The 23,741-nt window shown below is 62.6% G+C and carries 18 protein-coding genes; 5 read left to right on the top strand and 13 right to left on the bottom strand.

The genetic code is table 11. The features are described 5' to 3' along the window. From BX592_RS34235 to BX592_RS31615, 11 genes are all read right to left on the bottom strand, one after another. Positions 1–602, bottom strand: a 602-nt coding sequence (locus BX592_RS34235) for a hypothetical protein (RefSeq protein ID WP_208328010.1), incomplete at its 3' end; no start/stop codon positions are given. A gap of 397 nt (positions 603–999) precedes the next feature. After that, positions 1,000–3,141 carry an ABC transporter ATP-binding protein gene (locus tag BX592_RS31660; protein WP_134197229.1) on the bottom strand — a complete coding sequence of 714 codons (2,142 nt, stop codon included), beginning with the start codon at positions 3,139–3,141 and terminating at the stop codon, positions 1,000–1,002. Next, complete coding sequence (locus BX592_RS31655) at positions 3,138–4,067, bottom strand: ABC transporter permease (RefSeq protein WP_134197228.1); 930 nt, start codon at positions 4,065–4,067, stop codon at positions 3,138–3,140. The genes BX592_RS31660 and BX592_RS31655 overlap by 4 nt, the downstream gene beginning before the upstream one ends. Continuing rightward, positions 4,064–5,071, bottom strand: coding sequence for an ABC transporter permease (locus tag BX592_RS31650; protein WP_134197227.1), 1,008 nt, complete (start codon positions 5,069–5,071; stop codon positions 4,064–4,066). Before BX592_RS31650 ends, BX592_RS31655 begins: the two co-directional genes overlap by 4 nt. A gap of 43 nt (positions 5,072–5,114) precedes the next feature. Further along, complete coding sequence (locus BX592_RS31645; RefSeq protein WP_134197226.1) at positions 5,115–6,788, bottom strand: ABC transporter substrate-binding protein; 1,674 nt, start codon at positions 6,786–6,788, stop codon at positions 5,115–5,117. A 288-nt stretch (positions 6,789–7,076) separates the two neighbouring features. After that, positions 7,077–8,165 (bottom strand): HoxN/HupN/NixA family nickel/cobalt transporter, encoded by a 1,089-nt coding sequence (locus tag BX592_RS31640; RefSeq protein ID WP_134197225.1) that lies wholly within the window; start codon positions 8,163–8,165, stop codon positions 7,077–7,079. A gap of 28 nt (positions 8,166–8,193) precedes the next feature. Beyond that, positions 8,194–8,712 (bottom strand): cupin domain-containing protein, encoded by a 519-nt coding sequence (locus tag BX592_RS31635; protein ID WP_134197224.1) that lies wholly within the window; start codon positions 8,710–8,712, stop codon positions 8,194–8,196. A 178-nt stretch (positions 8,713–8,890) separates the two neighbouring features. After that, the gene (gene fusA / locus BX592_RS31630; protein WP_134197223.1) at positions 8,891–10,996 is read right to left on the bottom strand and encodes an elongation factor G; all 2,106 of its coding nucleotides are present in this window, start codon (positions 10,994–10,996) and stop codon (positions 8,891–8,893) included. 364 nt (positions 10,997–11,360) lie between these two features. Continuing rightward, the gene (locus tag BX592_RS31625; RefSeq protein WP_134197222.1) at positions 11,361–11,876 is read right to left on the bottom strand and encodes a DUF192 domain-containing protein; all 516 of its coding nucleotides are present in this window, start codon (positions 11,874–11,876) and stop codon (positions 11,361–11,363) included. Between the two features lie 146 nt (positions 11,877–12,022). Further along, the gene (locus BX592_RS31620) at positions 12,023–12,208 is read right to left on the bottom strand and encodes a hypothetical protein (protein ID WP_134197221.1); all 186 of its coding nucleotides are present in this window, start codon (positions 12,206–12,208) and stop codon (positions 12,023–12,025) included. Between the two features lie 419 nt (positions 12,209–12,627). Continuing rightward, complete coding sequence (locus tag BX592_RS31615; RefSeq protein WP_134197220.1) at positions 12,628–13,197, bottom strand: pseudouridine synthase; 570 nt, start codon at positions 13,195–13,197, stop codon at positions 12,628–12,630. A gap of 406 nt (positions 13,198–13,603) precedes the next feature. Here BX592_RS31615 and icd point away from each other — a divergent pair, with 406 nt between their 5' ends. The 3 genes from icd (at position 13,604) to BX592_RS31600 (ending at position 17,247) form a co-directional block, all read left to right on the top strand. Beyond that, complete coding sequence (gene icd / locus BX592_RS31610; protein WP_134197219.1) at positions 13,604–14,860, top strand: NADP-dependent isocitrate dehydrogenase; 1,257 nt, start codon at positions 13,604–13,606, stop codon at positions 14,858–14,860. A gap of 98 nt (positions 14,861–14,958) precedes the next feature. Further along, entirely contained in the window at positions 14,959–15,423 is a 465-nt protein-coding gene (locus BX592_RS31605; protein ID WP_134197218.1) for a hypothetical protein, read from the top strand. 171 nt (positions 15,424–15,594) lie between these two features. Beyond that, positions 15,595–17,247 (top strand): multicopper oxidase family protein, encoded by a 1,653-nt coding sequence (locus BX592_RS31600; RefSeq protein ID WP_134197217.1) that lies wholly within the window; start codon positions 15,595–15,597, stop codon positions 17,245–17,247. Positions 17,248–17,432: 185 nt separating this feature from the next. Here BX592_RS31600 and cspD read toward each other — a convergent pair whose 3' ends face one another. Continuing rightward, complete coding sequence (gene cspD, locus BX592_RS31595; RefSeq protein WP_017776809.1) at positions 17,433–17,639, bottom strand: cold shock domain-containing protein CspD; 207 nt, start codon at positions 17,637–17,639, stop codon at positions 17,433–17,435. 585 nt (positions 17,640–18,224) lie between these two features. On the opposite strand from cspD, the gene clpS reads away from it, so the two are divergent. Further along, positions 18,225–18,539 (top strand): ATP-dependent Clp protease adapter ClpS, encoded by a 315-nt coding sequence (clpS, locus tag BX592_RS31590; protein WP_075155947.1) that lies wholly within the window; start codon positions 18,225–18,227, stop codon positions 18,537–18,539. Then, positions 18,536–20,836: an ATP-dependent Clp protease ATP-binding subunit ClpA gene (gene clpA / locus BX592_RS31585; RefSeq protein ID WP_134197216.1), complete on the top strand. Its 2,301-nt coding sequence runs from the start codon at positions 18,536–18,538 to the stop codon at positions 20,834–20,836. The genes clpS and clpA overlap by 4 nt, the downstream gene beginning before the upstream one ends. A gap of 102 nt (positions 20,837–20,938) precedes the next feature. Here clpA and BX592_RS31580 read toward each other — a convergent pair whose 3' ends face one another. Continuing rightward, on the bottom strand, positions 20,939–23,473 hold the full coding sequence (locus BX592_RS31580; RefSeq protein ID WP_134197215.1) for a GPI anchored serine-threonine rich family protein: 2,535 nt from the start codon (positions 23,471–23,473) through the stop codon (positions 20,939–20,941). Positions 23,474–23,741 lie beyond the last annotated feature (268 nt).

The raw sequence follows: 23,741 nt of genomic DNA, 5'->3' as shown, positions 1-23,741 counted from the left end.
CCACCGCCACCGCCACCGCCACCGCCACCGCCACCGCCACCGCCACCGCCACCGCCACCGCCACCGCCACCGCCACCGCCACCGCCACCACCACCACCACCACCACCACCACCGCCACCGCCACCGCCACCACCACCCGATTTCCCGCCGCCACCACCCGTGCCGCCAGACGCAGCGCCGCCACTGCCACCGCCACCCGCCGCTCCGCCGCCACCCGCCGCGGCACCGCCAGCTGCCGCTCCGCCCGACCCGCCGCGGCCTCCGCCGCGCACATAGGGACCGCAGTTGTTCTGGTTGCCAATACAACTATCTGGCGTGAACACCAAAGCCGCGTCGTCGGCTGCGGTCGCGTTCATCGCATCGACACCCGATTGACCCACGGCGGTCGGATCGCCCGGCGCGCCTGCATCGCTGCTTCCCGGCTGCGCTGCAACCGACACACTGCTCGCCGGCAACGCGGCGTCCGCGATGATTAGCCACTGCGGAATCACTTCGCCCGCGGCTGCACCTTGCGCGGCAGCCCAAAACACCGCGCTGAGTGCGATCATCATCACACCCCGTGCTGACAAATCGGAGTGCGTAGTAAAAATTCTGGTCTTCATCGCACTTCTCCCCGGAACCTGCAGCCCCGTCGCTGCGATTCCCTTTGTTCCAATCTTGTCGGCGGGCGGGTTGCGTGACTTTCTGTTCACATGGCCCGCCGCCCTTTATTACCCCGTAGCTTGTCTCGCGCAGCGTTCCGCTATTGACGGTCCGCGGTTTGCAACTCGCCCGCGGATCGCCGCTTGTGACGGTCGATCCGCGTGCCTGCCGGTGTGCGCCGACCGTCGTTATGACCGGCGTTGACCCGACGCACGCGATCAAGCGATAAACATGCCATTGCGCGCACACACGCGCTGCATACGGCGCGACGTGGACGAATCGAGCGCGTGCATGTGTAAATCGGCCGAAAACGTTTCTGCGCTGAAACGGGCGTGCGAAATTAGCGCGCGCGACGTTTCACTCGCGCTGTTGAAGCGAGCGAAGCTCGTCGATGGGGATGTGGCAGCGGATGCGATGGCCGTCGCCGGCATCGGACCAGGGTGGGTCCTGCTGTTCGCAGATCGCGCCGATCTTGCGCGGGCAGCGCGTATGGAACACGCAGCCTGAAGGCGGCGCAGCGGGACTGGGCGGCTCGCCGTCGAGATGAATGCGTGGACGGCTCGCCGTCGTCGCATGCGCATCGAGCGTCGGCACCGACGACAGCAATGCTTCCGTGTACGGGTGATGCGGCCCATCGAACACAGCGGCGGCCGGTCCGATTTCGAGTAGCCGCCCGACGTAGAGCACGGCGATGCGGTCCGACAGATATCGCACAACGTGCAGGTCGTGCGAGATGAAAACGTAGCTCACGCGGTGCTCGCGCTGCAGATCCGCCAGCAGGTTCAGGATCGCGGCCTGCACCGATACGTCGAGCGCGGACGTCGGCTCGTCGCAGACCACGACGCGCGGGTCGCCTGCGAACGCGCGCGCGATCGCGACACGCTGCTTGAGTCCGCCGGACAACTGGCGCGTGCGTGCGCTTAGATAGCGGTCCGGCAAGCGTACCGCGGCGGCGAGCGACGCGAGCCGTTCTTCGCGCGCGCCGCCGTGCAGCGAGGTGAGCCGCGAAAGCGCGCGGCCGATCAGGCGTTTCACCGAATGCGCGCGGTTGAGCGCCGAATCGGGGTTCTGAAACACGATCTGCAGCGACTTCACCTGCTCGTCGTTGCGGCGTGTGACGCGCGACGCCAATGGCGCACCGTCGAGTTCGAGCACGCTGCCTGCGTCGGGCGCAATCAGTCCGAGCAGCATTTTCGCGAGCGTCGTCTTGCCGCTGCCGGATTCACCGACGAGGCCGAGCGTTTCGCCCGCTGCGAGTTCGAGCGATACCGCATCGACTGCGCGGATCACCGCGCCCGCTGCGTGAAAGGTCTTCGAGATGTGTTCGGCGCGTAGCACGCGCTCGGCGCCGTTGGCCTTCGATGCAGAAGGCGGCGCTTGCGTCTGCGTTTGCACGGAGGATTGCATCGCGTGCGCCGCGTATCCATCGTGCCCGGATGCATCCGCATTGACGCGCGGCAATTCGACCGCACGCTCGTGATAGTGACAGCGCGACATCTGATCGCCGTGCGGCGCGCTCATCCGGTAGGGCGGCGGCGCATCGCGACGGCAACGGTCGTCGGCGAGACGGCAGCGGTCCGCGTAGATGCAGCCTTGCCTGATCGAACCGGGTGACGGCAGGCTGCCCGCGATCGTGTCGAGCCGGTTGGCATCCTTGTTGCGCCCGGGACTGGGCAAGCAGCGCAACAGGCCGACCGTATAAGGATGCCGCGGCCGGGCGAACACGTCGCGGGTCGCGCCTTCTTCGACCAGCTTGCCCGCATACAGCACGCCCACGCGTTCGCACATCTTGCCGATCACCGCGAGGTTGTGGCTGATGAATAGCACCGCGGTGCCATACTCTTTGCGCAACTGCGCGATCAGATCGAGCACTTCCGCTTCGACCGTTGCATCGAGGCCCGTGGTCGGTTCGTCGAGTATCAGCAGCGCCGGATTCGACGCGAGCGCCATCGCGATCACCACGCGCTGCTGCATGCCGCCCGACAACTCGTGCGGGTAGCTGTCCATCACGCGTTCGGGCGCTGCGATGCGGACCCGGCGCAGCATCTCGAGCGTGCGCTGCATCGCGTCGTCATAGGTCGCGCCGCTTACCTCGAACGCTTCCGCGACCTGGCGAGCGATGGTCAGCGATGGGTTCAACGCGCGCGACGGGTCCTGATACACCATCGAGATCGCGTTCGCGCGCATCTCGCGTAGCGCGTGCGCATCGAGCGACTCGACGTCCTCGCCGCCAATCGAAATCCGGCCGGCTTTCACGCGGCCGTTACGCGCGAGATAGCGCAACACCGCCATCGCGACGGTCGATTTGCCGCAGCCCGATTCGCCGACAAGGCCGTACGCTTCGCCGCGCCGCACACGGAACGACACATCCTGCAGCACTTCGCGATCGCGCCCGCGCACCCGGTACGCGACCGTGAGGCCGACGATCGTCAACGCATCCGCGCGGTCGCGCCTGGATACGTCGAATGCGGGAAACGCAGCAGCCGGCGACGCGCTCATCGATCGAACACTCCTTGCACACTGTCGGCAATCAGGTTCACGCCCACCACCAACGATGCGATTGCGGCCGCGTCGAATACGACGGTCCACCATGCGCCGCCTGCCATCAGCGTGTACGACTCGGACAGCGCGAGCCCCCAGTCCGCGGACGGTGGCTGGATACCGAAGCCGAGAAACGATAGCGTCGCGACCGAGAAGATCGCGTAGCCGAGGCGCACGGTCGCTTCGACGACGATCGGCGGCAGCACGTTCGGCAGAATCTCGGCGAACATGATGTAGAACGCGTGCTCGCCGCGCAGCTGCGCAGCGGCGACATAGTCGAGATGGCGTTCGGCGAGCACCGCGGCGCGTACGGTGCGCGCGGTGATCGGCATAAACGTGATGCCGATCACGAGAATTACCGTGACATTCGACGCACCGACCGCGGCGAGCGCGAGCAGCGCGACAATCACGAGCGGCAATGCGAGCACCGCATCGATCACGCGGCCGATCAGATGATCGACCCACCCGCCGAAGTAGCCGACGATCAGCCCCAGCGCGGTGCCGGCGACGGTGCCGACCAGCGTGGCGAGCGGTGCGATCGTCAGAATGTCGCGCGCGCCGACGATCACGCGCGAAACTACGTCGCGGCCGAGCTGATCGGTGCCGAACCAGTGCGTGTGATCGGGCGGCAGCAGCGAGTTCAACGGGTCCGACGCGTACGCATCGTGCGGCGCGATCCATTTGCCGGCGATCGCGCAGGCGACCCACCACAGCACGATCAGCACGCCGATCACGAAGCCCGGCGACAACAGCAGCAAGCGCAGGCGTTCGTAACGCGGCTCCTGCGCGCGCGGCGGCGGTGCGGCGGCGGGCGCCGGGGTAGCGTTGCGCGATGCGTCGGGCGCATTCGGCGCATTGGGCGAACCCGGGGCGGCGCTCGTCATTCGGCGCTCCTCACGCGCAGGCGCGGATTGAGCGTCACATGCAACGCGTCCGCAATGAAATTGGCCACCGTATAGACGACCCCGACCGTCAGCACCCCAGCTTCGAGCATCGGAAAGTCCTTTGCTTTTGCGGCGCTGTAGATCAGCGAACCGATACCGTCATAGTGAAACAGCGTCTCCACGACGACGAGGCCGCCGATCATATAGCCCAGCTGCGTCGCGGCGACCGTGATGGTCGGCAGCAGCGCATTGCGCAGCACATGCCGGAAAATCACGACGTGCGGCGGCAAGCCTTTGAGGATCGCGGTGCGCGTGTAGTCGGCATCGAGCGCTTCGACCGTGCCGACGCGCGCCATCCGCGCGATATAGCCGAAGAAGATGAACACCAGCGGCAGCACCGGCAGGATCAGATGCCGCAACTGCTCGAGCACGCCGGCGCCGGCCGGCGCGGTGGCTTCGATGGGCAGCCACTGCAGCCACACGCCGAACACGAGAATCAGCACGATCGACGACACGAACTCCGGCACCACCGTTGCGGAAAGCCCGGTGATGCTGATCATGCGGTCGATCCAGCGTCCTTCGTGCAACGCAGCCCAGACGCCGCCTGCGATGCCGAGCGGCACGACGATGATGAAGGCGAGCAGCCCGAGCTTCGCCGAGTTCGCGAGCGCGCTGCCGATGAAGGGCGCAACCGGTTCGCGAAACGCGTACGACGTGCCCATGTCGCCGTGCATCAGATGCGTGATCCACTGAGTGTACTGCGTGAAAAGCGGCCGGTCGGCGCCGAGCTGATGATTGAGCGCGGCGACCGCGCGTGGGTCGGCGAGCGGGCCGAGAATCGCGCGGCCGATATCGCCGGGCAGCAGTTGCCCACCGGCGAACACGAGCACCGACAGTAGCCACAGCGTAATCAGCGCAAGCGCGAGACGCGTCGCGAGGAAGATCGCGACGCGTGCCGCATTGCCCGACGTGGCGCGTGTGACGGTGGAAGCAGTGGTCGACATCGATCTCCCTTTACTCCAGTCGCATGCAATGCAAGCGACCGGGCTATGCGGTGATCACCGCGCGATCGAAGTACAACTGTGCGAGCGCAGTGAAACGCACGCCGTTCAGCTTTGCGCGTGCCGCTACCAACTGATCGTAGAAGAACGGAATGATCACCGGGGTTTCATCGAGCAGTAGCGCCTGGATCTGCGCGGAGATGCGCTTTTGCGACGTGATGTCGAGCGCCGCATCGAAATTCGCCACGAGCCTGTCGTATTGCGGATTTCTGAAGTGCGCAGCATTCCACGTACCCGTGCTGGTCAACGGCGCTTTCAGGAACACGTTCGGCACGCCGCGCGCGCCGTAGTCGGTGATGCCGAGCGGCGAGTCGAGCCAGTCGGACTTGCCGGGCGCACCCGCGCCGTAATACATCGACTGGCTCTCGACCTTCAGGTTGATGCGCACGCCGATCGCCTTCGCGTAGTTCTGCACGACCACCGCGAGATCCGGCAACTCCATGTACTTTTCGGTGGTCAGCGTGATATCGAAGCCGTTCGGCACGCCCGCTTGCGCGAGCAACTGTTTGGCTTGCGCGACGTCGATCTTGCGTTGCGGCACGCCCGCATCCGAGGACGGAAACACCGGTGCGAACGGACTGTCGTTGCCGACCTGTGCGCGGCCGCGAAACAGGCCGCGCACGATCACGTCGCGGTCGATCGACAGCGCCATCGCCTGACGCACGCGCTTGTCCTTGAACTGCGGGCTGTCGTTGCGCATATGAATTTGCCGGTGCGCGCTCGACTTCACGCCAATGATCCTGAACTCGGGATTGTTCAGCAGACCCAGCCCGCCTTGCACGGTGAAGGTGCCCATCACATCGGCCTGACGGCCTTGCAACGCGAGAATCTGCGCTTGCTGGTCCGCGTAAAACATAAACTGCACGCGCTGCGGCAACGCCTTTTCGCCCCAATAGTCTGGGTTGCGCACGAACGATGCGCCGACCTTCGGCTGATACTTCTCGAGCTTGAACGGCCCGGTGCCGATAAAGGACTTTTCGTAATCGCCCGTGTAGCTGGCGGGCAGGATGATCGCGTTGTAGTTGTCCGACGAAACGTAGTACGGGAAGTTGCCGGTCGGCGCGTCGAGATGGAACGCGACGGTGTGGTCGTCGACGACCTTCGTGCCGCCCTTCGACAGCACGCCCTTTAGCACCGACAACGCGGCCGATCCGCTTGCCGGGTCCGCGAGACGATCGAAGGTCGCCGCAACATCCTTCGCGGTGAACGGCGCACCGTTGCTGAACTTCACGTTCTGCCGCAGCGTGAAGGTCCAGACGTCGCCCTTGTCGTTCGGCTTCCAGGAGAGCGCGAGCGCCGGCCGCAGCATCAGCTTTTCGCTGTCGTCGTCGAGCAGGAATTCGCCGGTCTGGTTCAGCAGCGCGAGGCTGCCGGCATCGGTGACGGTGAGTGGGTCGACGGCGCCCGCGGGCATCAGATGCGCGACGCGGATCGTCGCGTTCGATGCACCTTGCGCGCGCGCTTCGCGCGGCGCGAAGAGCCCCGCGCCCGTCAGCGAAAGTCCGATCACGCTGGCGTAACGCAGCAGGTCCCGGCGTGACAGGCGGCCCGCGAGGAATTCGTCGATTGCATGATTGCCGTACGCATCGGCATCGCGGCGGGCGGCCTCGACGGCCCGGCGAACATGCGAAGGGTACGGTAGGTCCGCGGGGATCTTCATCGATGGATAGTCCGGTCCGTTCTGTTGAGCGTCGCGCGCGACAGAGCATCTGAGCGCGGCGGTGCGAGCGGTACTGCGACGATGGATGAGGGCTCAGTGTAAGCGATTGCTCCGCGCTTCGGCGTGTTTGCCGCCAGGAACCGTGGCGGGGACCGCGCAGCTTGTCTCGTGCTGACAACGTTCGGCGGACGATTGGCAACGCTCGGCGGACGATTCAGTGCCGGGCCTGTCCGCCAATGCGGCACAAGCGTCGCTGCGGCGTGTTTTCAGTGCGCGCTCAGCGCGTTCTCAGTGAGCGGCCGGCGCACGCCGCCAGCGATGGAAGAGAATCGAGCCGATCCAGCATGCCATGAACACCGCGACGATGCCGTAGCCGAGCAGCCCGAAGTGCGCATTGATGGACGCGACTGCGTCCCATGCGCCGCCGGAGAAGCCGAGCTTGTCGGCCACGAGGCCGAGCGCCTCGATGCCGCCAATCGCAATTGCGACCAGCGCCGACACGAAGGTGATGCTCGCGTTGTAGTAGAGCCTGCGCTTCGGATCGTCCATTGCCCAGCCGTACGCGTGGACCATCAGCACGTTGTCGGTCGAGTCGACGAGCGTCATGCCGGCCGTGAAGAGCGCCGGAAACACGAGGATCGAGTACAGCGGCAGGCCTTTGCCGGCCTCGCCCGCGGCAATTGCGAGCAGGCCGATTTCGGTTGCGGTGTCGAAGCCGAGGCCAAACAGCACGCCTACCGGGTACATATGCCAGCTCTTCGTGACGACGCGGAACAGCGGCTTGAGCGCGCGCGATAGAAGTCCGGCTGGCGCGGCGGCGTGTGCGGCCGCTGCGACGTCGATGCTGGCAGCGGCTTGACTGCCGTCCCGCTGCGCGTGGCGATCGTGTTCATCCCCGCGTCCATGTCCGCGCCGGTCGTTCCGGTAACGGCGCCACACGTCGCGCAGGATCGTCAGATTCACGCCTGCGAGCACTAGCAGAAACCCCGCGGACACCAGTGTGCCGATGGTGCCGCCCACCGCCTTGAACTGATCGAAGCGGCCATGCAGCGACAACGCGGTCGCCGCAATGCCGATCGTCGCGGCGATCACAATCGTCGAATGGCCGAGCGAAAACGCGAGGCCGACGCCAAGCGGTTGCTTGCCCTGCTGCATCAGCTTGCGCGTGACCGCATCGATCGCGGCGATATGGTCGGCATCGACCGCGTGCCGCAGGCCGAAGCCATACGCGAGCAGCGCGGTGCCGAGCAGCAGCGGATAGTGGCGAAACGCGATCAGCGCCCACGCCCACGCGCCGAGATTCGCGCCAATCAACACCGCATACAGGATGACGAGTTTTCGTGTCGGCAGGCGTAGGCGCGTGGAGGTGGGCGTCATCAGGCGTCGTCGGGGGAGGGCGGTGAGGTCAGTGCTGGTGCGGATTTTTGTGGATCGGATCGACCCAATAGACGGTTTCCGGCTGTTCCACCGCGTCGATGTTCAGATTCACGACCACCGCTTCGTTATCGCTGCGCACGAGCACGCATTCGAGCGGATCGTCGGTGCTCGCGTTGATTTCCTGATGCGGCACGTACGGCGGTACGAAGATAAAGTCGCCAGGGCCGGCTTCCGCGGTGAACTCCAGGTGTTCGCCCCAGCGCATCCGTGCGTGGCCGCGTACCACGTAGATCACGCTTTCGAGCGCGCCGTGATGATGTGCGCCGGTCTTCGCGTTCGGGTGGATCGTTACCGTGCCGGCCCAGATTTTCTGCGCGCCGACGCGGGCCGCGTTGATCGCGGCCGCGCGATTCATGCCTGGCGTTTGCGCGGTGTTCGTGTCGAGCTGGTCGCCGCGGATGACTTTCACGCCATGTTCGCGCCAGTCGACTGGTCCGTCGTGATCGCCGTGCGCCGGTTGATTCGGATCGTCGTGGTTATCGCTCATTCCTTATCTCCTCGCGCATACCCGTATTCCCAATGCCATCGGGGCGCGCGTCCAGTCATTCTGGCATGGCCATAAATTGTCCGCATGGATTCACGTTCATCGCCCGGCGATCAGCCGCGCACGCGCGAAAAAAAGCCCGTCCGGAGTGAACGGGCTTCTGCGAACCATCGAACTCCGGTTACTTCTTCTTCGTGTTGATGATCGCTTCGGACACGTTGTTCGGCGTTTCCGCGTAATGCTTGAACTCCATCGTGTACGTCGCGCGGCCCTGCGTGAGCGAGCGCAGCGACGTCGAATAGCCGAACATCTCCGCGAGCGGCACTTCGGCGCGCACCAGCTTGCCGCCACCGCCCGCGATGTCTTCCATGCCCTGCACGATGCCGCGCCGGCCGGACAGGTCGCCCATAACGTTGCCCATGAAGTCCTCCGGTGTTTCCACTTCGACGGCCATCATCGGTTCGAGCAGCACTGGTTTCGCGCGGCGCATGCCTTCCTTGAAGGCCATCGAGCCGGCCATCCGGAATGCGTTTTCGTTCGAGTCGACGTCGTGGTAAGAACCGAAGGTCAGATGAACCTTCACGTCGACAACCGGGTAGCCCGCGAGAACGCCGGCCTTCAGCGTCTCCTGGATGCCCTTGTCGACTGCCGGGATGTACTCGCGCGGAATCACACCGCCCTTGATCTCGTCGAGGAACTCATAGCCCTTCGCCGGGTTCGGTTCCAGCCCGATCACCGCATGACCGTACTGGCCGCGGCCACCCGATTGCTTGACGAACTTGCCTTCGACGTCATCAACCTTCGTGCGGATCGTTTCGCGATATGCGACCTGCGGTTTGCCAACCGTCGCTTCGACGCCGAATTCACGCTTCATCCGGTCAACCAGAATTTCGAGGTGCAGTTCGCCCATGCCCGAAATGATGGTCTGGCCGGATTCCTCGTCGGTGGTGACGCGAAACGACGGGTCTTCCTGCGCGAGACGATTCAGCGCCATGCCCATCTTTTCCTGGTCGGCCTTCGTCTTCGGCTCGACAGCTTGCGAAATAACCGGCTCCGGGAAAATCATCCGTTCGAGGATGATCACGTGATCCGGGTCGCACAGCGTGTCGCCGGTGGTCGCTTCCTTCAGGCCGACGGCCGCCGCGATATCGCCTGCGCGCACTTCCTTGATTTCCTTGCGCTCGTTCGCATGCATCTGCAGGATCCGGCCGAGGCGCTCCTTCTTCTCCTTCACCGCGTTGTAGACCGTGTCGCCCGATTCGATCACGCCCGAGTACACGCGGAAGAAGATCAGCTGACCGACGAACGGGTCGGTCATGATCTTGAACGCGAGCGATGAGAACGGTTCGTCATCGCTCGGATGACGCTCCGCCTCCTTGTCGTGCTCGTCGTGGCCAAGAATGGCGGGCACATCGACCGGCGATGGCAGGTAGTCGATCACCGCGTCGAGCATCGCCTGCACGCCCTTGTTCTTGAATGCGCTGCCACACAGCATCGGCACGATTTCGTTGGCGATCGTGCGCTTTCTGAGCGCGCCCTTGATCTCTTCTTCGGTCAGGCTTTCGTGGTCTTCGAGGTACTTTTCGAGCAGCGCTTCGTCGGCTTCCGCCGCGGCCTCGACCATCTTTTCGCGCCATTCATGCGCGAGCTCGACGAGATTCGCCGGGATGTCCTTGTACTCGAATTTGATGCCCTGGCTCTCGTCGTCCCAGACGATCGCCTTCATCTTCACGAGGTCGACCACGCCTTCGAAATGTTCCTCGGCGCCGACCGGAATCTGGATCGGCACCGCGACGCCTTTCAGGCGCTCGCCGATTTGCCGCTGCACGCGGAAAAAGTCCGCGCCGACGCGGTCCATCTTGTTCACGAACGCGATGCGCGGCACCTTGTACTTGTTCGCCTGGCGCCAGACGGTTTCCGATTGCGGCTGCACGCCGCCGACCGAGTCGTACACCATGCACGCGCCGTCGAGCACGCGCATCGAGCGTTCGACTTCAATCGTGAAGTCGACGTGGCCCGGCGTGTCGATGATGTTGATCCGGTGCTCCGGATAATTGCCGGCCATGCCCTTCCAGAACGCGGTCGTGGCGGCCGACGTGATCGTGATGCCGCGCTCCTGCTCCTGCTCCATCCAGTCCATCGTCGCCGCGCCGTCGTGAACCTCGCCGATCTTGTGAGTCACGCCGGTGTAAAAGAGGATGCGCTCGGTGGTGGTAGTTTTACCGGCATCGATGTGAGCGCTGATCCCGATGTTGCGGTAGCGCTCGATGGGAGTCTTGCGGGGCACGTGAACCTCCATGAAATAGCGCGCCGCTTCGAAGCCGCCAGCCGGGTGATCACCCCGTCCGGTCGGCTGCGGCGCGACTGGCAGAGAATATAAGGATAGCGTGTCGGTTTGCGTTTTGCTTGATCTTCCGCATTGCGGCAAGCGGACACGGTGCGCGGCAGATGGCGCGCGGTGGATGGCGCCGTCAATCTGGCGCGCTGAGATGAGAAGCCGGTACGACCTGATGCGTGCGCTGATGCGGCGCTGATGCGGCGCCGATGCGGCGCCGATGCGACACGATGGGGCATCGTGCGGATGCTAAAAAAACCGGCTCGCACGCTTGAAGCGCGGGCCGGCTTTTTACACGCTGTTTGCCGTGCGCCGGTTACTGCGGCTGCGGCAACCCTTGAAGCTTCATGCCGGGCTTGATGCCCTTCGATGTAAACCACCCTTTGCTCATTTCGAGCGCGTAAACACCGTTATTACGCGGGCAGTGATTGTTGGTGGTTTCGGCCTGCATCTCGTCGATGTCGGTGATCGTGCCGTCCGCGCGGATAAACGCAATCGACAGCGGGATCAGCGTGTTTTTCATCCAGAAGCAGTGCACCGCGTTCTCGTTGAACACGAACAGCATGCCTTCGTTCGGCTTCAGTTCCGTGCGATACATAAGACCTTGTTCGCGGTCCGCATCGTTCGCGGCGACGGCGGCGTCGATCACGAACATGCCGGCGGTCAGCTTCACGCGCGGGAAGTCGCCGGGCTGCTTCGCGCCGGGCGGGATTTGCGCAAACGCGTCGCGCGCCGGTACGGCGGCAAACGACAACGCGAGAACCGACAACGCGACGGCAAGCGCGCAGCGCGCCGCAAAATTCGCCCATAACGAGCGCGGGTTGAATCGCACGACCGAACTCCTTGCTGAAGATGAACCGCGAATGTTACGCGAGCGCGTCGAAAAAGAAAAAGGCAGACGGCCTGGCGGCGATCTGCCTTTCAACGCCGTAAGAACGGCAGGTACGGCTTGTTCTTGACTGCGTTATTTCCTGAAACTTATTCTGCGGCCGAAGCAGCGGCTGCCGGAGCTGCCTTCTTCTTCGAAGCGTGCTTGGTGTGCTTCTTCATCGACTTGTGAGCTGCCGATGCCGGCGCAGCTGCGTCAGCAGCCGGAGCCGAAGCTTGTGCGAAAGCAGCCGTTGCGAAGAGGCCAGCGACCAGAGCGGCGATCAGTTTGTTCATTTTGTGAATTCCTCAGCTTTAGTTAATTAACCAGATGACCCGGCGGTCGAGTCATGTCGTTCAACGTGCCATCCACCTTTCGGTTGACAGCCGGCTCATCGAAATCCTCCGCGGACATTTCCAGGAGACGACTGTGAGCTCGCAGAGCCCGTGCGATCCGCGGTGATTTGCGGGACGACGCGCGAAGGGCTCGCGTGGCTGAATGCCGGATAGCTTGGGCGGCATCTGCGTCGTGTAACGCGTGGCGCCGTGCCGCGGTTGACCGAATGCCGGTGAATTTGTGTCAAATGTGCGCGCTGATCGCGCGCGGGCCGCGCGCGCGTCGCGGCGAAGCGGCGAAAAGTTTGCCGGTACAACGGCTTAGGTGACGGCTCAGGTGATGGGCAAACGCCCGTTTCATGTACGAGGCGAGATGCGCGTCAGACAACGCCATCCCACGGTGCGCGCGCGGGCAGTTCGAGCGTGTCGCCGGGTTCGAGGCCGAGCGAAAGGATATCGAGCGCGCCGATGCCGACGCGTACGAGGCGCAATGTCGGAAAGCCGACCGCGGCCGTCATCCGGCGTACCTGCCGGTTTTTGCCCTCGGTAATCGACACTTCGATCCAGGTGGCGGGAATCGTCGCGCGATAGCGAATGGGCGGATTGCGCGCCCACAATGTATCGGGTGGCTCGACGAACTCCGCCCGGCAGGGCTGCGTCACATAGTCGCCGAGATCCACGCCGCGTGCGAGCGCCTTCAGATCCGCGGCGCGCGGCTCGCCCTCGACTTGCGCCCAGTAACGTTTGACAAGTTTGTGACGCGGTTCGGCGATACGCGCCTGCAGCGCGCCGTCGTCGGTGAGCAGTAGCAGGCCTTCGCTGTCCGAGTCGAGCCGGCCCGCCGGATAGACGCCTGGCACGCGCACCCACTCCGCGAGCGATGGGCGGGCTTCGTGTGGCGAGAACTGACAGATCGTGCCGTACGGCTTGTTCAGGGCGAGCAGGGTCATGCTTGAAATTTGGCGAAAAGCGGATCGACGCGGCGGGGAAAATTTCGTCGCGGACGCTCGCGACGGGTTGCAGGCGGTAAGCTGCAAGGTCCGGCCGTAGTAAATGGCGGGATATTAATGCATAATACGGATCACCAAGTCTTTTGTCTTATATAAGACCTAAGACATCGCGCATAACAGTTATCTGCCGAATGTCCGCCGCCGTGCACATAAGTCGCTGAATCCGCGCGGTGCGCGCCGCCGTGCAGCGTTAGCCGGCCGGTCCGTCGCAGCGTTCACGCGCCGCGGTGGGCTAGAATAGCGGCCTGGCCGCTCATGGGCGTCAGGCATGCGCGTAAGAGGAGCGCCGCAGTTTCGCAGGTCCCCAATCTGCTTTTCCCAGCACAGCCATCACTGGAGTCCGATCATGGCGTATCAGCACATCAAGGTTCCGACGGGCGGTGACAGGATCACCGTCAACGCGGATTTTTCGCTCAATGTTTCCGACCAGCCGATCATTCCGTACATCGAAGGCGATGGCACTGGGGTCGATATCACCCCGGTGATGATCAAGGTCGTCGATGCGGCGGTCCAGAAGGCGTACGGCGGCAAGAAGAAGATCCACTGGATGGAAGTCTTCGCCGGCGAAAAGGCGACCAAGGTGTATGGGCCGGATGTGTGGCTGCCGGAAGAAACGCTGGCTGTGGTCAAGGAATATGTGGTGTCGATCAAGGGCCCGCTGACCACCCCGGTCGGCGGCGGCATCCGTTCGCTGAACGTGGCGCTGCGTCAGGAACTCGATCTGTACGTCTGCCTGCGCCCGGTGCAGTACTTCAAGGGCGTACCGTCGCCGGTGCGCGAGCCGGAAAAGACCAATATGGTGATCTTCCGCGAGAACTCGGAAGACATCTACGCGGGTATCGAATGGGCGGCCGAATCGGAGCAGGCGAAGAAGGTCATCAAGTTCCTGCGCGAAGAAATGGGCGTGAAGAAGATCCGCTTCCCGGATACGTCGGCTATCGGCGTGAAGCCGGTGTCGAAGGAAGGCACCGAGCGTCTCGTGCGCAAGGCGATCCAGTATGCGATCGACAATGACCGCCGTTCGGTCACGCTGGTGCACAAGGGCAACATCATGAAGTTCACCGAAGGCGCGTTCCGTGACTACGGCTATGCGCTCGCGCAGAAGGAATTCGGTGCGGAACTGGTGGACGGCGGCCCGTGGATGAAGATCAAGAACCCGAAGTCGGGCAACGAGATCGTCGTGAAGGATGTGATCGCTGACGCGTTTCTGCAGCAGATCCTGCTGCGTCCGGCCGAATACGACGTGATCGCGACGCTGAACCTGAACGGCGACTACGTGTCGGACGCGCTGGCCGCGCAAGTGGGCGGCATCGGTATTGCGCCGGGTGCGAATATGTCGGACTCGGTCGCCATGTTCGAAGCGACACACGGTACCGCGCCGAAGTACGCGGGCAAGGACTATGTGAATCCGGGTTCGGAAATCCTGTCGGCGGAAATGATGCTGCGCCACCTCGGCTGGACCGAAGCGGCCGACGTGATCATCGCGTCGATGGAAAAGTCGATTCTGCAGAAGCGTGTGACGTACGACTTCGCCCGCCTGATGGAAGGCGCGACGCAAGTGTCGTGCTCGGGCTTCGGTCAGGTGATGATCGAGAATATGTAAGCCGGGAAGTGACGTTCTGAGGAACCCCGATGCGCGTGGTGTGCGTCGGGGTTTTGTTTTTTTGGCGTGTGGGTCGTGAGCCGGAAAAGCAGTGAGGATTGGTCGCCAAGTCTGAAGGGACCGCAACGGGCCGCGGTGACCTGCGCTATGCTTCTGGCGAGCTGTCATCCGACCATTGGGGAATGATGCCGTTGCTGCGGTTTTTCATCGTGCTGTCACTGTCGTTGCTGGCGATGCAAGGCGCCCGTGCGCATACGCATGTCGCTGATGCGCTGCGGGCCGTGTCGGTCTGCGCGCCCGCACGGGCATGTGATAAGGGTGGCGATGCAGGACCGCGAGCGGTGCTCGGTGCTTCCGCCGGCGGCGGCAGATATGCGGCCCATCATCACGGCTGTTCATGTTGCGCGACCGGTTGCGGGCTGCACTGCGGCGCGCTGATCGAGACCTTTCGGTTCTCCGCCGCGCTACGGCAGGCGAATGGCGTGTCGCGCCCACACGCTGCGCGACGTTACGACGGCATCAAGCGCGCGCCGCCAGTTCGCCCGCCGATCGCACTCGTCTGAACATCGGACGCGTCGCATGCCGCTGCGCTGCGGGTTCGCGTCAAACGAACGCTGAGCAGGCGCCGCCGTCATTTCGATCGACGCGCGGTTCGCCGTCACACGAGATGCGCGCAAGGCAAGCGCCTCGCGCTTCGCCGCGCAAAAGACACGCAATAGACAGGAAAACAACCAATGATCCGCAGGCAATTTCTGGCTCGCGCACTGGGCGTCGTGGTCGCGTCGCTTGGCGCGCGCGGCGCATTTGCACAGCATGCTGGCCACGATATGCACGACATGAGCGATATGTCGGGTATGGAAGGCATGGACGACATGCATGGGATGCATGACATGCGCGGCATGCAACATATGGCGCCTCATGCCGGTCAACCGGCAGGCGTCGCGCTTGCGCCGCAGAACGCGCTACCGTCTGGCGCGCCGCTCGCCGCGTTGCGCAGGCTCGCCAACGAAAGCAGTGATCCGGGCACGTTCCGCGCGACGCTCGTCGCGCAGCCGCAGCGCCGGCAATTGATGCCGGGCAAGGAGACGTCGTTCTGGCTCTACGGCGATGCGGCACAGGGACCGATCGTCGGTCCACTGATCGAGCTGCGCGAAGAAGATACCGTCGAAATCCGCTTCGTCAATCGCTTGCCGGAACCGTCGACCGTGCACTGGCACGGACTGCCGGTGCCGCCCGACCAGGACGGCAACCCGACCGATCCGGTCGCGCCGGGCGCATCGCGTGTGTATCGGTTCACCGTGCCGCGTGGTAGCGCGGGCACGTACTGGTATCACCCGCATCCGCACATGCAGTCGTCGGAGCAGGTGTATCGCGGACTCGCGGGTCCGATCATCGTGCGCGCGGCCGATGATCCGCTCGTCGCGTGGCCCGAGCGTCATCTATTCTTCACAGACCTCAAGCTGGCCGCCGACGGATCGGTCGCGCCGAACGACATGATGGACTGGATGAACGGCCGCGAGGGCCAATTCGTGCTGGTCAACGGCGCACGCCGGCCGGGCATCGTGGTGACGCGCGACGAACGTTGGCGTGTCTGGAATGCGTGCAACGCCCGCTATCTGAGACTATCGCTTGGCGCCAATTACCCATTCGCGCAGGTCGGCACCGACGGAGGCCTGCTTGGCGTCGCGCGCGATGGCCTGACGGAATTGCTGCTTGCGCCAGGCGAGCGTGCCGAGATTGTCGTGCGAGCGGGCCAGTGGCCGTCGCAGGCGATGCTTAGCGCAGCTGTGTATGACCGGCGCAAGATGGCGATGACGCACGGTAGCAGCCTGCCTCCCGACCCGTTGCGCGTGCTCGCCGACGTGCGCTTCGCACCGGCCGGCGCCAGCGCGGTACCGACACCGCATGTGCTGCCGTCCACTTTGCGCCCGATCGAAGCACTGCAGCCACCTGCAGGAAGCGTCGCGCCGCAAAAATCCGTGGTCTTTTCCGAAGCGATGGATATGGAAGCGATGCATCGGCCGGGCGCGACGATGCACGAGATGCCGGCAGGAATGAAATTCATGATTAACGGCGCGACCTTCGATGCGTCGCGCATCGCGCTGACCAGCCGCCGTGGCGACGTCGAGCACTGGTCGATCGAGAACCGCACGGATATGGATCACCCGTTCCATTTACATGGCACGCAGTTCCAGGTGATTGAGCGCGAGCAGGACGGCAAGAAAATGAAGGAGCCGTATCTCGCGTGGCGTGACACCGTCAATGTTCAACCAGGCGAAACAGTGCGTATCGCGACGGTGCAGGCGATTCCCGGAGAGCGGATGTTCCATTGCCATATTCTCGAGCACGAAGATCTCGGGATGATGGCAACGCTGAAAGTGGTTTAACTGCGCGGAGCAAATACGCACGTGACTCGCTATGCGCGAACCGCGCGACGTCAAAATCAACCGGAAATGAAAAAACCCGGCGTACGCCGGGTTTCAAAAGCCAGGATTTTCAAAAAAATCGTCGGCTTAAAAATGAGGAACCCGGCATAAAGCCGGGTTCTTAAGGGTACGGGAATCGAACGGATTCAGGCAGCAGCCTGGATGTTCGATGCCTGTTTGCCTTTGGGGCCTTGCACGACCTCGAAGCTCACCTTCTGGCCTTCCTTCAGGGTCTTGAACCCGTTCATCTGGATAGCCGAAAAGTGTGCAAACAGATCCTCACCGCCTTCGTCGGGCGTAATGAATCCGAAACCTTTCGCGTCATTGAACCATTTGACCGTACCAGTTGCCATACCTACTTCCCCTGTAACTCATTCACACGAGCCCTCGAAAAGCTCAACGACCGCGGAATGCAGCCGCCCCTCCTCACAAGCTCACCAACGGCATTTTTTCGTATGGACTGCACGTTGAAAAAAGTGCCAGCTTGATTGTTGAGGCTCTTTATTCGAGTGTCAAGAAAATTTTGAGACGCTATGTGCGCCGTTGTAAAGAACCAATTTCCAGGGTTTTTCCTTCTTTTCTTATGTGCGGTGGCCCAAGCGGCACGCCTTGAAAAGTCGCATAATCGACTCACATCCCGTTCGTGGCGCAGTTTGCAGTACGCTGCGCACTGTCCGGTTCGGCCACACGCAAGCGAGGTTCGGGTCCGTTGGCGCAGGTTGTGCGATACTCGTTTCGACGGCGGCGAGGCGCCGCAAACTGGAACGAAAGAGCAATACCGGTGGGCTGGTTCCGCGATCGGCCCCGCGCATTGCGCAAGCGCGACGGGCCGACGCCCGCGGGTCTTTGGCCGACGTGATCAGCGGCCACGGCCGGCTGGTCGGCCGGTTGGGTTTTGACAGGATTGCGGGCCCGTCCGAGTTGTTTAGAATGGATGTATGGCGATTATCCCGGACAAGCAGGACAACACCGTACTGGAGCGGCAGGAACAAAAGCTGAAACCGCCGGCCATGTACAAAGTGGTGCTGTTGAATGACGACTTCACGCCGATGGAATTCGTCGTGATGATCGTGCAGGAATACTTCAATAAAGATCGTGAGACCGCAACGCAGATAATGCTGAAGGTGCATCGCGAAGGCAGGGGAGTTTGTGGGGTCTACACGCGGGACATCGCGTCGACCAAAGTCGAGCAAGTCGTTACCCACGCACGGCAGGCCGGGCATCCGCTGCAGTGTGTGATGGAGGAAGCATGATTGCCCAGGAACTGGAAGTCAGCCTGCATATGGCGTTCATGGAAGCACGCCAGGCACGGCATGAGTTCATAACGGTCGAACATCTTTTGCTGGCGCTGTTGGACAATCCGACAGCGGCTGAAGTGCTGCGCGCATGCGCGGCCAACATCGAAGACCTGCGTCAGAACCTGCGCAACTTCATTCACGACAACACACCGACCGTGCCCGGCACGGACGATGTCGACACGCAGCCCACGCTCGGTTTCCAGCGTGTGATCCAGCGCGCGATCATGCATGTGCAGTCCACCTCGAACGGCAAGAAGGAAGTGACCGGCGCGAATGTGCTGGTGGCGATCTTCGGCGAGAAGGATTCGCACGCGGTGTACTACCTGCAGCAGCAGGGCGTGACGCGTCTGGACGTCGTGAATTTCATCTCGCACGGCATTGCGAAGACGAACAGCGCGGATGCCGCGAAGGCGAGCGAATCGAGTGCCGAGTCGGATGAAGCGGCTGCGCAGAAGGAAACGCCACTTGCGCAGTTCACGCAGAATCTGAATCAGATGGCGAAGGACGGCCGCATCGATCCGTTGATCGGACGCGAAGCGGAAGTCGAGCGCGTCGTTCAGGTGCTCTGCCGCCGGCGCAAGAACAATCCGTTGCTGGTTGGCGAGGCCGGCGTCGGCAAGACGGCCATCGCGGAAGGGCTTGCATGGCGCATCATGCGCGGCGAAGTACCGGACATTCTCGCCGACGCGCAGGTGTATTCGCTCGACATGGGCGCGCTGCTGGCGGGCACCAAGTATCGCGGTGACTTCGAGCAGCGGCTGAAGACGGTGCTGAAGGAACTGAAAGAGCGCCCGCACGCCATTCTGTTCATCGACGAAATTCATACGCTGATCGGCGCCGGCGCGGCATCGGGTGGCACGCTCGACGCATCGAATCTGCTGAAACCGGCGTTGTCGTCGGGCACGCTCAAGTGCATTGGCGCGACGACGTTCACCGAATTCCGCGGCATCTTCGAGAAAGACGCCGCGCTGTCGCGACGCTTCCAGAAGATCGACGTTACGGAACCGACGGTCGAGCAGACGGTGGCGATCCTGCGCGGTCTGAAGTCACGTTTCGAAGAGCACCATGGCGTGAAGTACTCGTCGGGTGCGCTGTCGGCAGCGGCAGAGCTGTCCGCGCGCTTCATCACGGACCGTCATCTGCCGGACAAGGCGATCGACGTGATCGACGAAGCGGGCGCAGCGCAACGTATCCTGCCGAAGTCGAAGCAGAAGCGCACGATCGGCAAGGGCGAGATCGAGGAAATCATCTCGAAGATCGCGCGCGTGCCGGCGCAGAGCGTATCGCAGGACGATCGTAGCAAACTGCAGACGCTCGATCGCGACCTGAAGGCGGTCGTGTTTGGCCAGGATCCGGCAATCGACGCGCTGTCCGCATCGATCAAGATGGCGCGCGCGGGTCTCGGCAAGACCGACAAGCCGATCGGCGCGTTCCTGTTCTCCGGCCCGACTGGCGTCGGCAAGACCGAAGTGGCGCGACAACTCGCGTTCACGCTCGGTATCGAGCTGATCCGCTTCGATATGTCGGAATACATGGAGCGTCACGCGGTGAGCCGTCTGATCGGCGCGCCTCCGGGCTATGTCGGGTTCGATCAGGGCGGTCTGCTGACCGAAGCCGTGACGAAGAAACCGCATTGTGTGTTGCTGCTCGACGAAATCGAGAAGGCGCATCCAGACATCTTCAATGTGCTGCTGCAGGTGATGGATCACGGCACGCTGACCGATAACAACGGTCGCAAGGCGGACTTCCGCAACGTGATCATCATCATGACGACGAACGCGGGCGCCGAGGCGATGCAGAAGTCGACCATTGGCTTTACGACACGTCGCGAAACCGGCGATGAAATGGCCGACATCAAGCGGATGTTCACGCCGGAGTTCCGCAATCGTCTGGATCAGACCATCAGCTTCCGTTCGCTCGATGAGGAAATCATCATGCGTGTGGTCGACAAGTTCCTGATGCAACTCGAGGATCAGTTGCATGAGAAGAAGGTCGATGCGCTCTTCACCGACGGGTTGCGCAAGCATCTCGCGAAACACGGCTTCGATCCGCTGATGGGCGCGCGTCCGATGCAGCGTCTGATTCAGGATACGATCCGCCGCGCGTTGGCCGACGAACTGCTGTTCGGCAAGCTGATGAATGGCGGCCGCGTGACGGTCGATGTTGATCAGGACGAGAAGGTGCTGTTGACGTTTGACGAGCAGTCGCTGCCGCCGCGCAACCCGAATCCGGAAGCGGTTGAAGTGGACTGATATCGTAACCGGGTAATCGGGCAGAAGCACTGAAAAAACGGCGCGGGCATCATGCCCGCGCCGTTTTTGCTTTACAAGCGTCTGTCCGGCGGCACCACGGGCTCACCGCGGCTTGCGTTGCGGGCTGTCGTCGAAACGGATCGGATTGTCCATATACGCACTCAGTTTGTCCCGCGTCCATGGTTCGGGATTGCCGACCGTCGAGATCAGTCCTGTCGTCGCGCCGCCGCCGAGTAGCACCGCGAAGATGCCGCGTAACGGGAAGTCCATGTATGCAGGGTTCGTCATATCGAACGGTTCGGAGCGGATGTACATGTCTTCGGCTGTTGCGCCCATGTCGGGGAACGCGGTCGAGAACTGCAACGCGAGAATCGTCGGGTTCACGTTGTGATAGTCGGAGCCGATTGCGGCGTCGCCCATGATGTAGCTACCGCCAGTTCCCCAATGCTGGCTATCGAAATCCGCATTGACCTGATCGGTCGTGTTCGGCGTCCGGCTTGCGGGAATCTGCCATGGCATCACCGGAAGTTTGAGCGCACGGCTTAGGCCTTGGCAGAAGTCGAAGTAATGCCCCCACTCGCGTGGACCATAACAATAGCCGTTGATATACGCACGCTGCGTGTAATCGTCCGCTTCGTAGCGGTCGATTGCGAGGAAGTGCGGCTTGTTGCTGCCGCTGTATGCAGCCACGCTATTGATGAAGTCGGCAGTCTGCTGTGCCATCGATACCGGGTCGACGTCCTGATAGACCCATTCGGACATGCCCACGCCCCACAGGTTGACCTGCCATCCAAACACGACTTTCGGCGCCACCGTATAAACGAGCCAGTTGACGGCGGCGACATAGCCCTTGACGTCCTCCGTGATGCTGGACGGAATGGTCGCGCTGACGGACCAATGATCGAGCGCGGTTTGCAGCGGTGCGCGCACGGGCATTGCATAGTCCGGGCCGAAACCGCCTTGCTGGCAAGCGCCGAGAAAATCCGGATTGACGATGAAGCCGGCGGGGACGGGGTGCGTACTGTCGATCCTCTCATTAGCCTTGTTCAACGAAAGGATCAGATTCGCGAAACTGCACGCGTGCTGATCCGCGTTCGCGAGCATTGTCGGGGTATCGCCAAGCGAAAGATTGCAGGTGTACGAAATCATCACCGGCAGTACCGGCTGCCCATTCAATCCGGCTTCGACACCGCGGGCCAGGTCGATCGTACTGGTGGTCGCGGGGTCGTCGGTGAGATACGTACCGGCGTCGCCGGCGCCATCGTTGCCCGCATACTTGAACACCGATGATGCGCGCGCGCTGATGAAGTCGGCCTGATTGTTCGGCGTGAGGTCCGCACAGCCGCCGAACGAAAGATACGACGGGAACCCGGGAACCTTCAGGTTGGCCGACCTTTCGATCGACATGTCTAGCGTTGCCGACTGCAGCCTGGTCGCGCCGCTTCCGACGGTGAACTCCGCGGGCACGTTGACCGCATACACGGCGCCGCCTGACAGGAAGGCCGGTGCCGACACGGCGTAGGTGCCGGATTTCACGGGCACGCTGAACGTTGTGTTCTGATTCTCGACGGCAATAGGCTGCGTGTAGTTCATATCGCTGCCCGTCAGACGCAACGTCACCTGCTGAGGCAGTGTGGCGTCGGCCGTCACGCTGATCGGCACCGAGATGAAGCCGGTGGTATCGACCTGACTTCGCGTTACTGAAGAGTCAGTGATCTGCACTGTTTGCAGACTGTTCGCCAGCGTAACGTCCGGAACATTGAAGCTATAGTTGACATTGTTGACAGAGATGTTGCTGACCTTGACTTGCGCGGTGCCCGAAGCGGGAAGCGCGCGCAGCTTCGTGGTTGTGTTGACGCGGCTCGTAAAGGCCGCAAGCGTCGTGTTATTGGACTTATTGAGCACACTAATGCTAAGCGTCTCGTTTTCCAGGCCGCTTACTGCGCCGACCGCAATGTCGAGCGCACCGAAGCGCTGAACCGCGCCGAATGACACATTCACCGAGACGGTCGAGTCCGCGGCGATGGTCAGCGGATTGGGCGAAATGACCAACGGCGCGCGAACCGTGCCGTCGCTGTTGGCGACATCGTCGCCTTGAATCGTGTAGTCGCCCGCCGCAAGCGTGACGTTTGTCGTTTTGCCGTATGCAAGCGTGACTGCGGTAATCTCGCTGCCGCGGATGAACTTCACAACGGGCGCGACACTCGCGAGCGCCGAGTCTGCCGCAGCAGCGCATGCGACAGCCGCGGTGCCGTTCACATCGGGTGCTTGATCGGCCGCGAAAACAAACGACTTCAGATACGCGTCCGGGTCTTGCGTGAGATCGCCGTTCACACCGATTGTGAACTGGTCGCCCGACACCATCGTATGTGGCGCGGTCACGCTGATCTTCGCCGACACCGAGAACAGATTGCTATCGAGTTGTACCGAGTCCGTTTCAACGGTCGTTTCGGCCCAGGTGACGAATAGAACGGTAATGTCCGTGCTCGCGACCGCCGCCGGCGAATTAAAACTCATCGATAGGTACTGGTTAACTTGTACCGGCGTGCCATCGTCATGGCGAAGATTGGAAACGACGATATCGCCATACCACTCTCCAGCGCCTGATGCTACGACTGCATCGTAAAGGATCTTCATGCTGCCTCCTGGAGCAATAGACGTCGATTGCTTTGGTTTTCCGCGTCGAGTCGAAAGCAATCGATTTGATAGCGGATTTTTCGACAAAATCAACATGATATGGATAACTAACGATAACGATCGTGAAAAATCAAATTCCCGGAAATGACGCGTTCCGCTGCATTGATGGGCATGGTTGCCTGCATGCGGTCGTGCGGCGGACCAGGTTCACGAACTTGCGGCGCGGAGCATGACGTCCGATCGGAGTTCGTTGCTGAAATATAGGTGA

The sequence above is a fragment of the Paraburkholderia rhizosphaerae genome (assembly GCF_004366595.1).
Taxonomy (GTDB): Bacteria; Pseudomonadota; Gammaproteobacteria; order Burkholderiales; family Burkholderiaceae; genus Paraburkholderia; species Paraburkholderia rhizosphaerae.
The sequence above is the reverse complement of the archived record's forward strand: the minus strand, read 5'-3'. Positions and strand labels throughout refer to the sequence as shown.

What these genes read in the sequence shown, in the direction of transcription:
- BX592_RS31660 (WP_134197229.1), bottom strand. Translation starts at nt 3,141, where the DNA reads ATGAGCGCGTCGCCGGCTGCTGCGTTTCCCGCATTCGACGTATCCAGG.
- BX592_RS31655 (WP_134197228.1), bottom strand. Translation starts at nt 4,067, where the DNA reads ATGACGAGCGCCGCCCCGGGTTCGCCCAATGCGCCGAATGCGCCCGAC.
- BX592_RS31580 (WP_134197215.1), bottom strand. Translation starts at nt 23,473, where the DNA reads ATGAAGATCCTTTACGATGCAGTCGTAGCATCAGGCGCTGGAGAGTGG.
- BX592_RS31640 (WP_134197225.1), bottom strand. Translation starts at nt 8,165, where the DNA reads ATGACGCCCACCTCCACGCGCCTACGCCTGCCGACACGAAAACTCGTC.
- icd (WP_134197219.1), top strand. Translation starts at nt 13,604, where the DNA reads ATGGCGTATCAGCACATCAAGGTTCCGACGGGCGGTGACAGGATCACC.
- cspD (WP_017776809.1), bottom strand. Translation starts at nt 17,639, where the DNA reads ATGGCAACTGGTACGGTCAAATGGTTCAATGACGCGAAAGGTTTCGGA.
- clpS (WP_075155947.1), top strand. Translation starts at nt 18,225, where the DNA reads ATGGCGATTATCCCGGACAAGCAGGACAACACCGTACTGGAGCGGCAG.
- clpA (WP_134197216.1), top strand. Translation starts at nt 18,536, where the DNA reads ATGATTGCCCAGGAACTGGAAGTCAGCCTGCATATGGCGTTCATGGAA.
- BX592_RS31645 (WP_134197226.1), bottom strand. Translation starts at nt 6,788, where the DNA reads ATGAAGATCCCCGCGGACCTACCGTACCCTTCGCATGTTCGCCGGGCC.
- BX592_RS31650 (WP_134197227.1), bottom strand. Translation starts at nt 5,071, where the DNA reads ATGTCGACCACTGCTTCCACCGTCACACGCGCCACGTCGGGCAATGCG.
- BX592_RS31620 (WP_134197221.1), bottom strand. Translation starts at nt 12,208, where the DNA reads ATGAACAAACTGATCGCCGCTCTGGTCGCTGGCCTCTTCGCAACGGCT.
- BX592_RS31635 (WP_134197224.1), bottom strand. Translation starts at nt 8,712, where the DNA reads ATGAGCGATAACCACGACGATCCGAATCAACCGGCGCACGGCGATCAC.
- BX592_RS31600 (WP_134197217.1), top strand. Translation starts at nt 15,595, where the DNA reads ATGATCCGCAGGCAATTTCTGGCTCGCGCACTGGGCGTCGTGGTCGCG.
- BX592_RS31615 (WP_134197220.1), bottom strand. Translation starts at nt 13,197, where the DNA reads ATGACCCTGCTCGCCCTGAACAAGCCGTACGGCACGATCTGTCAGTTC.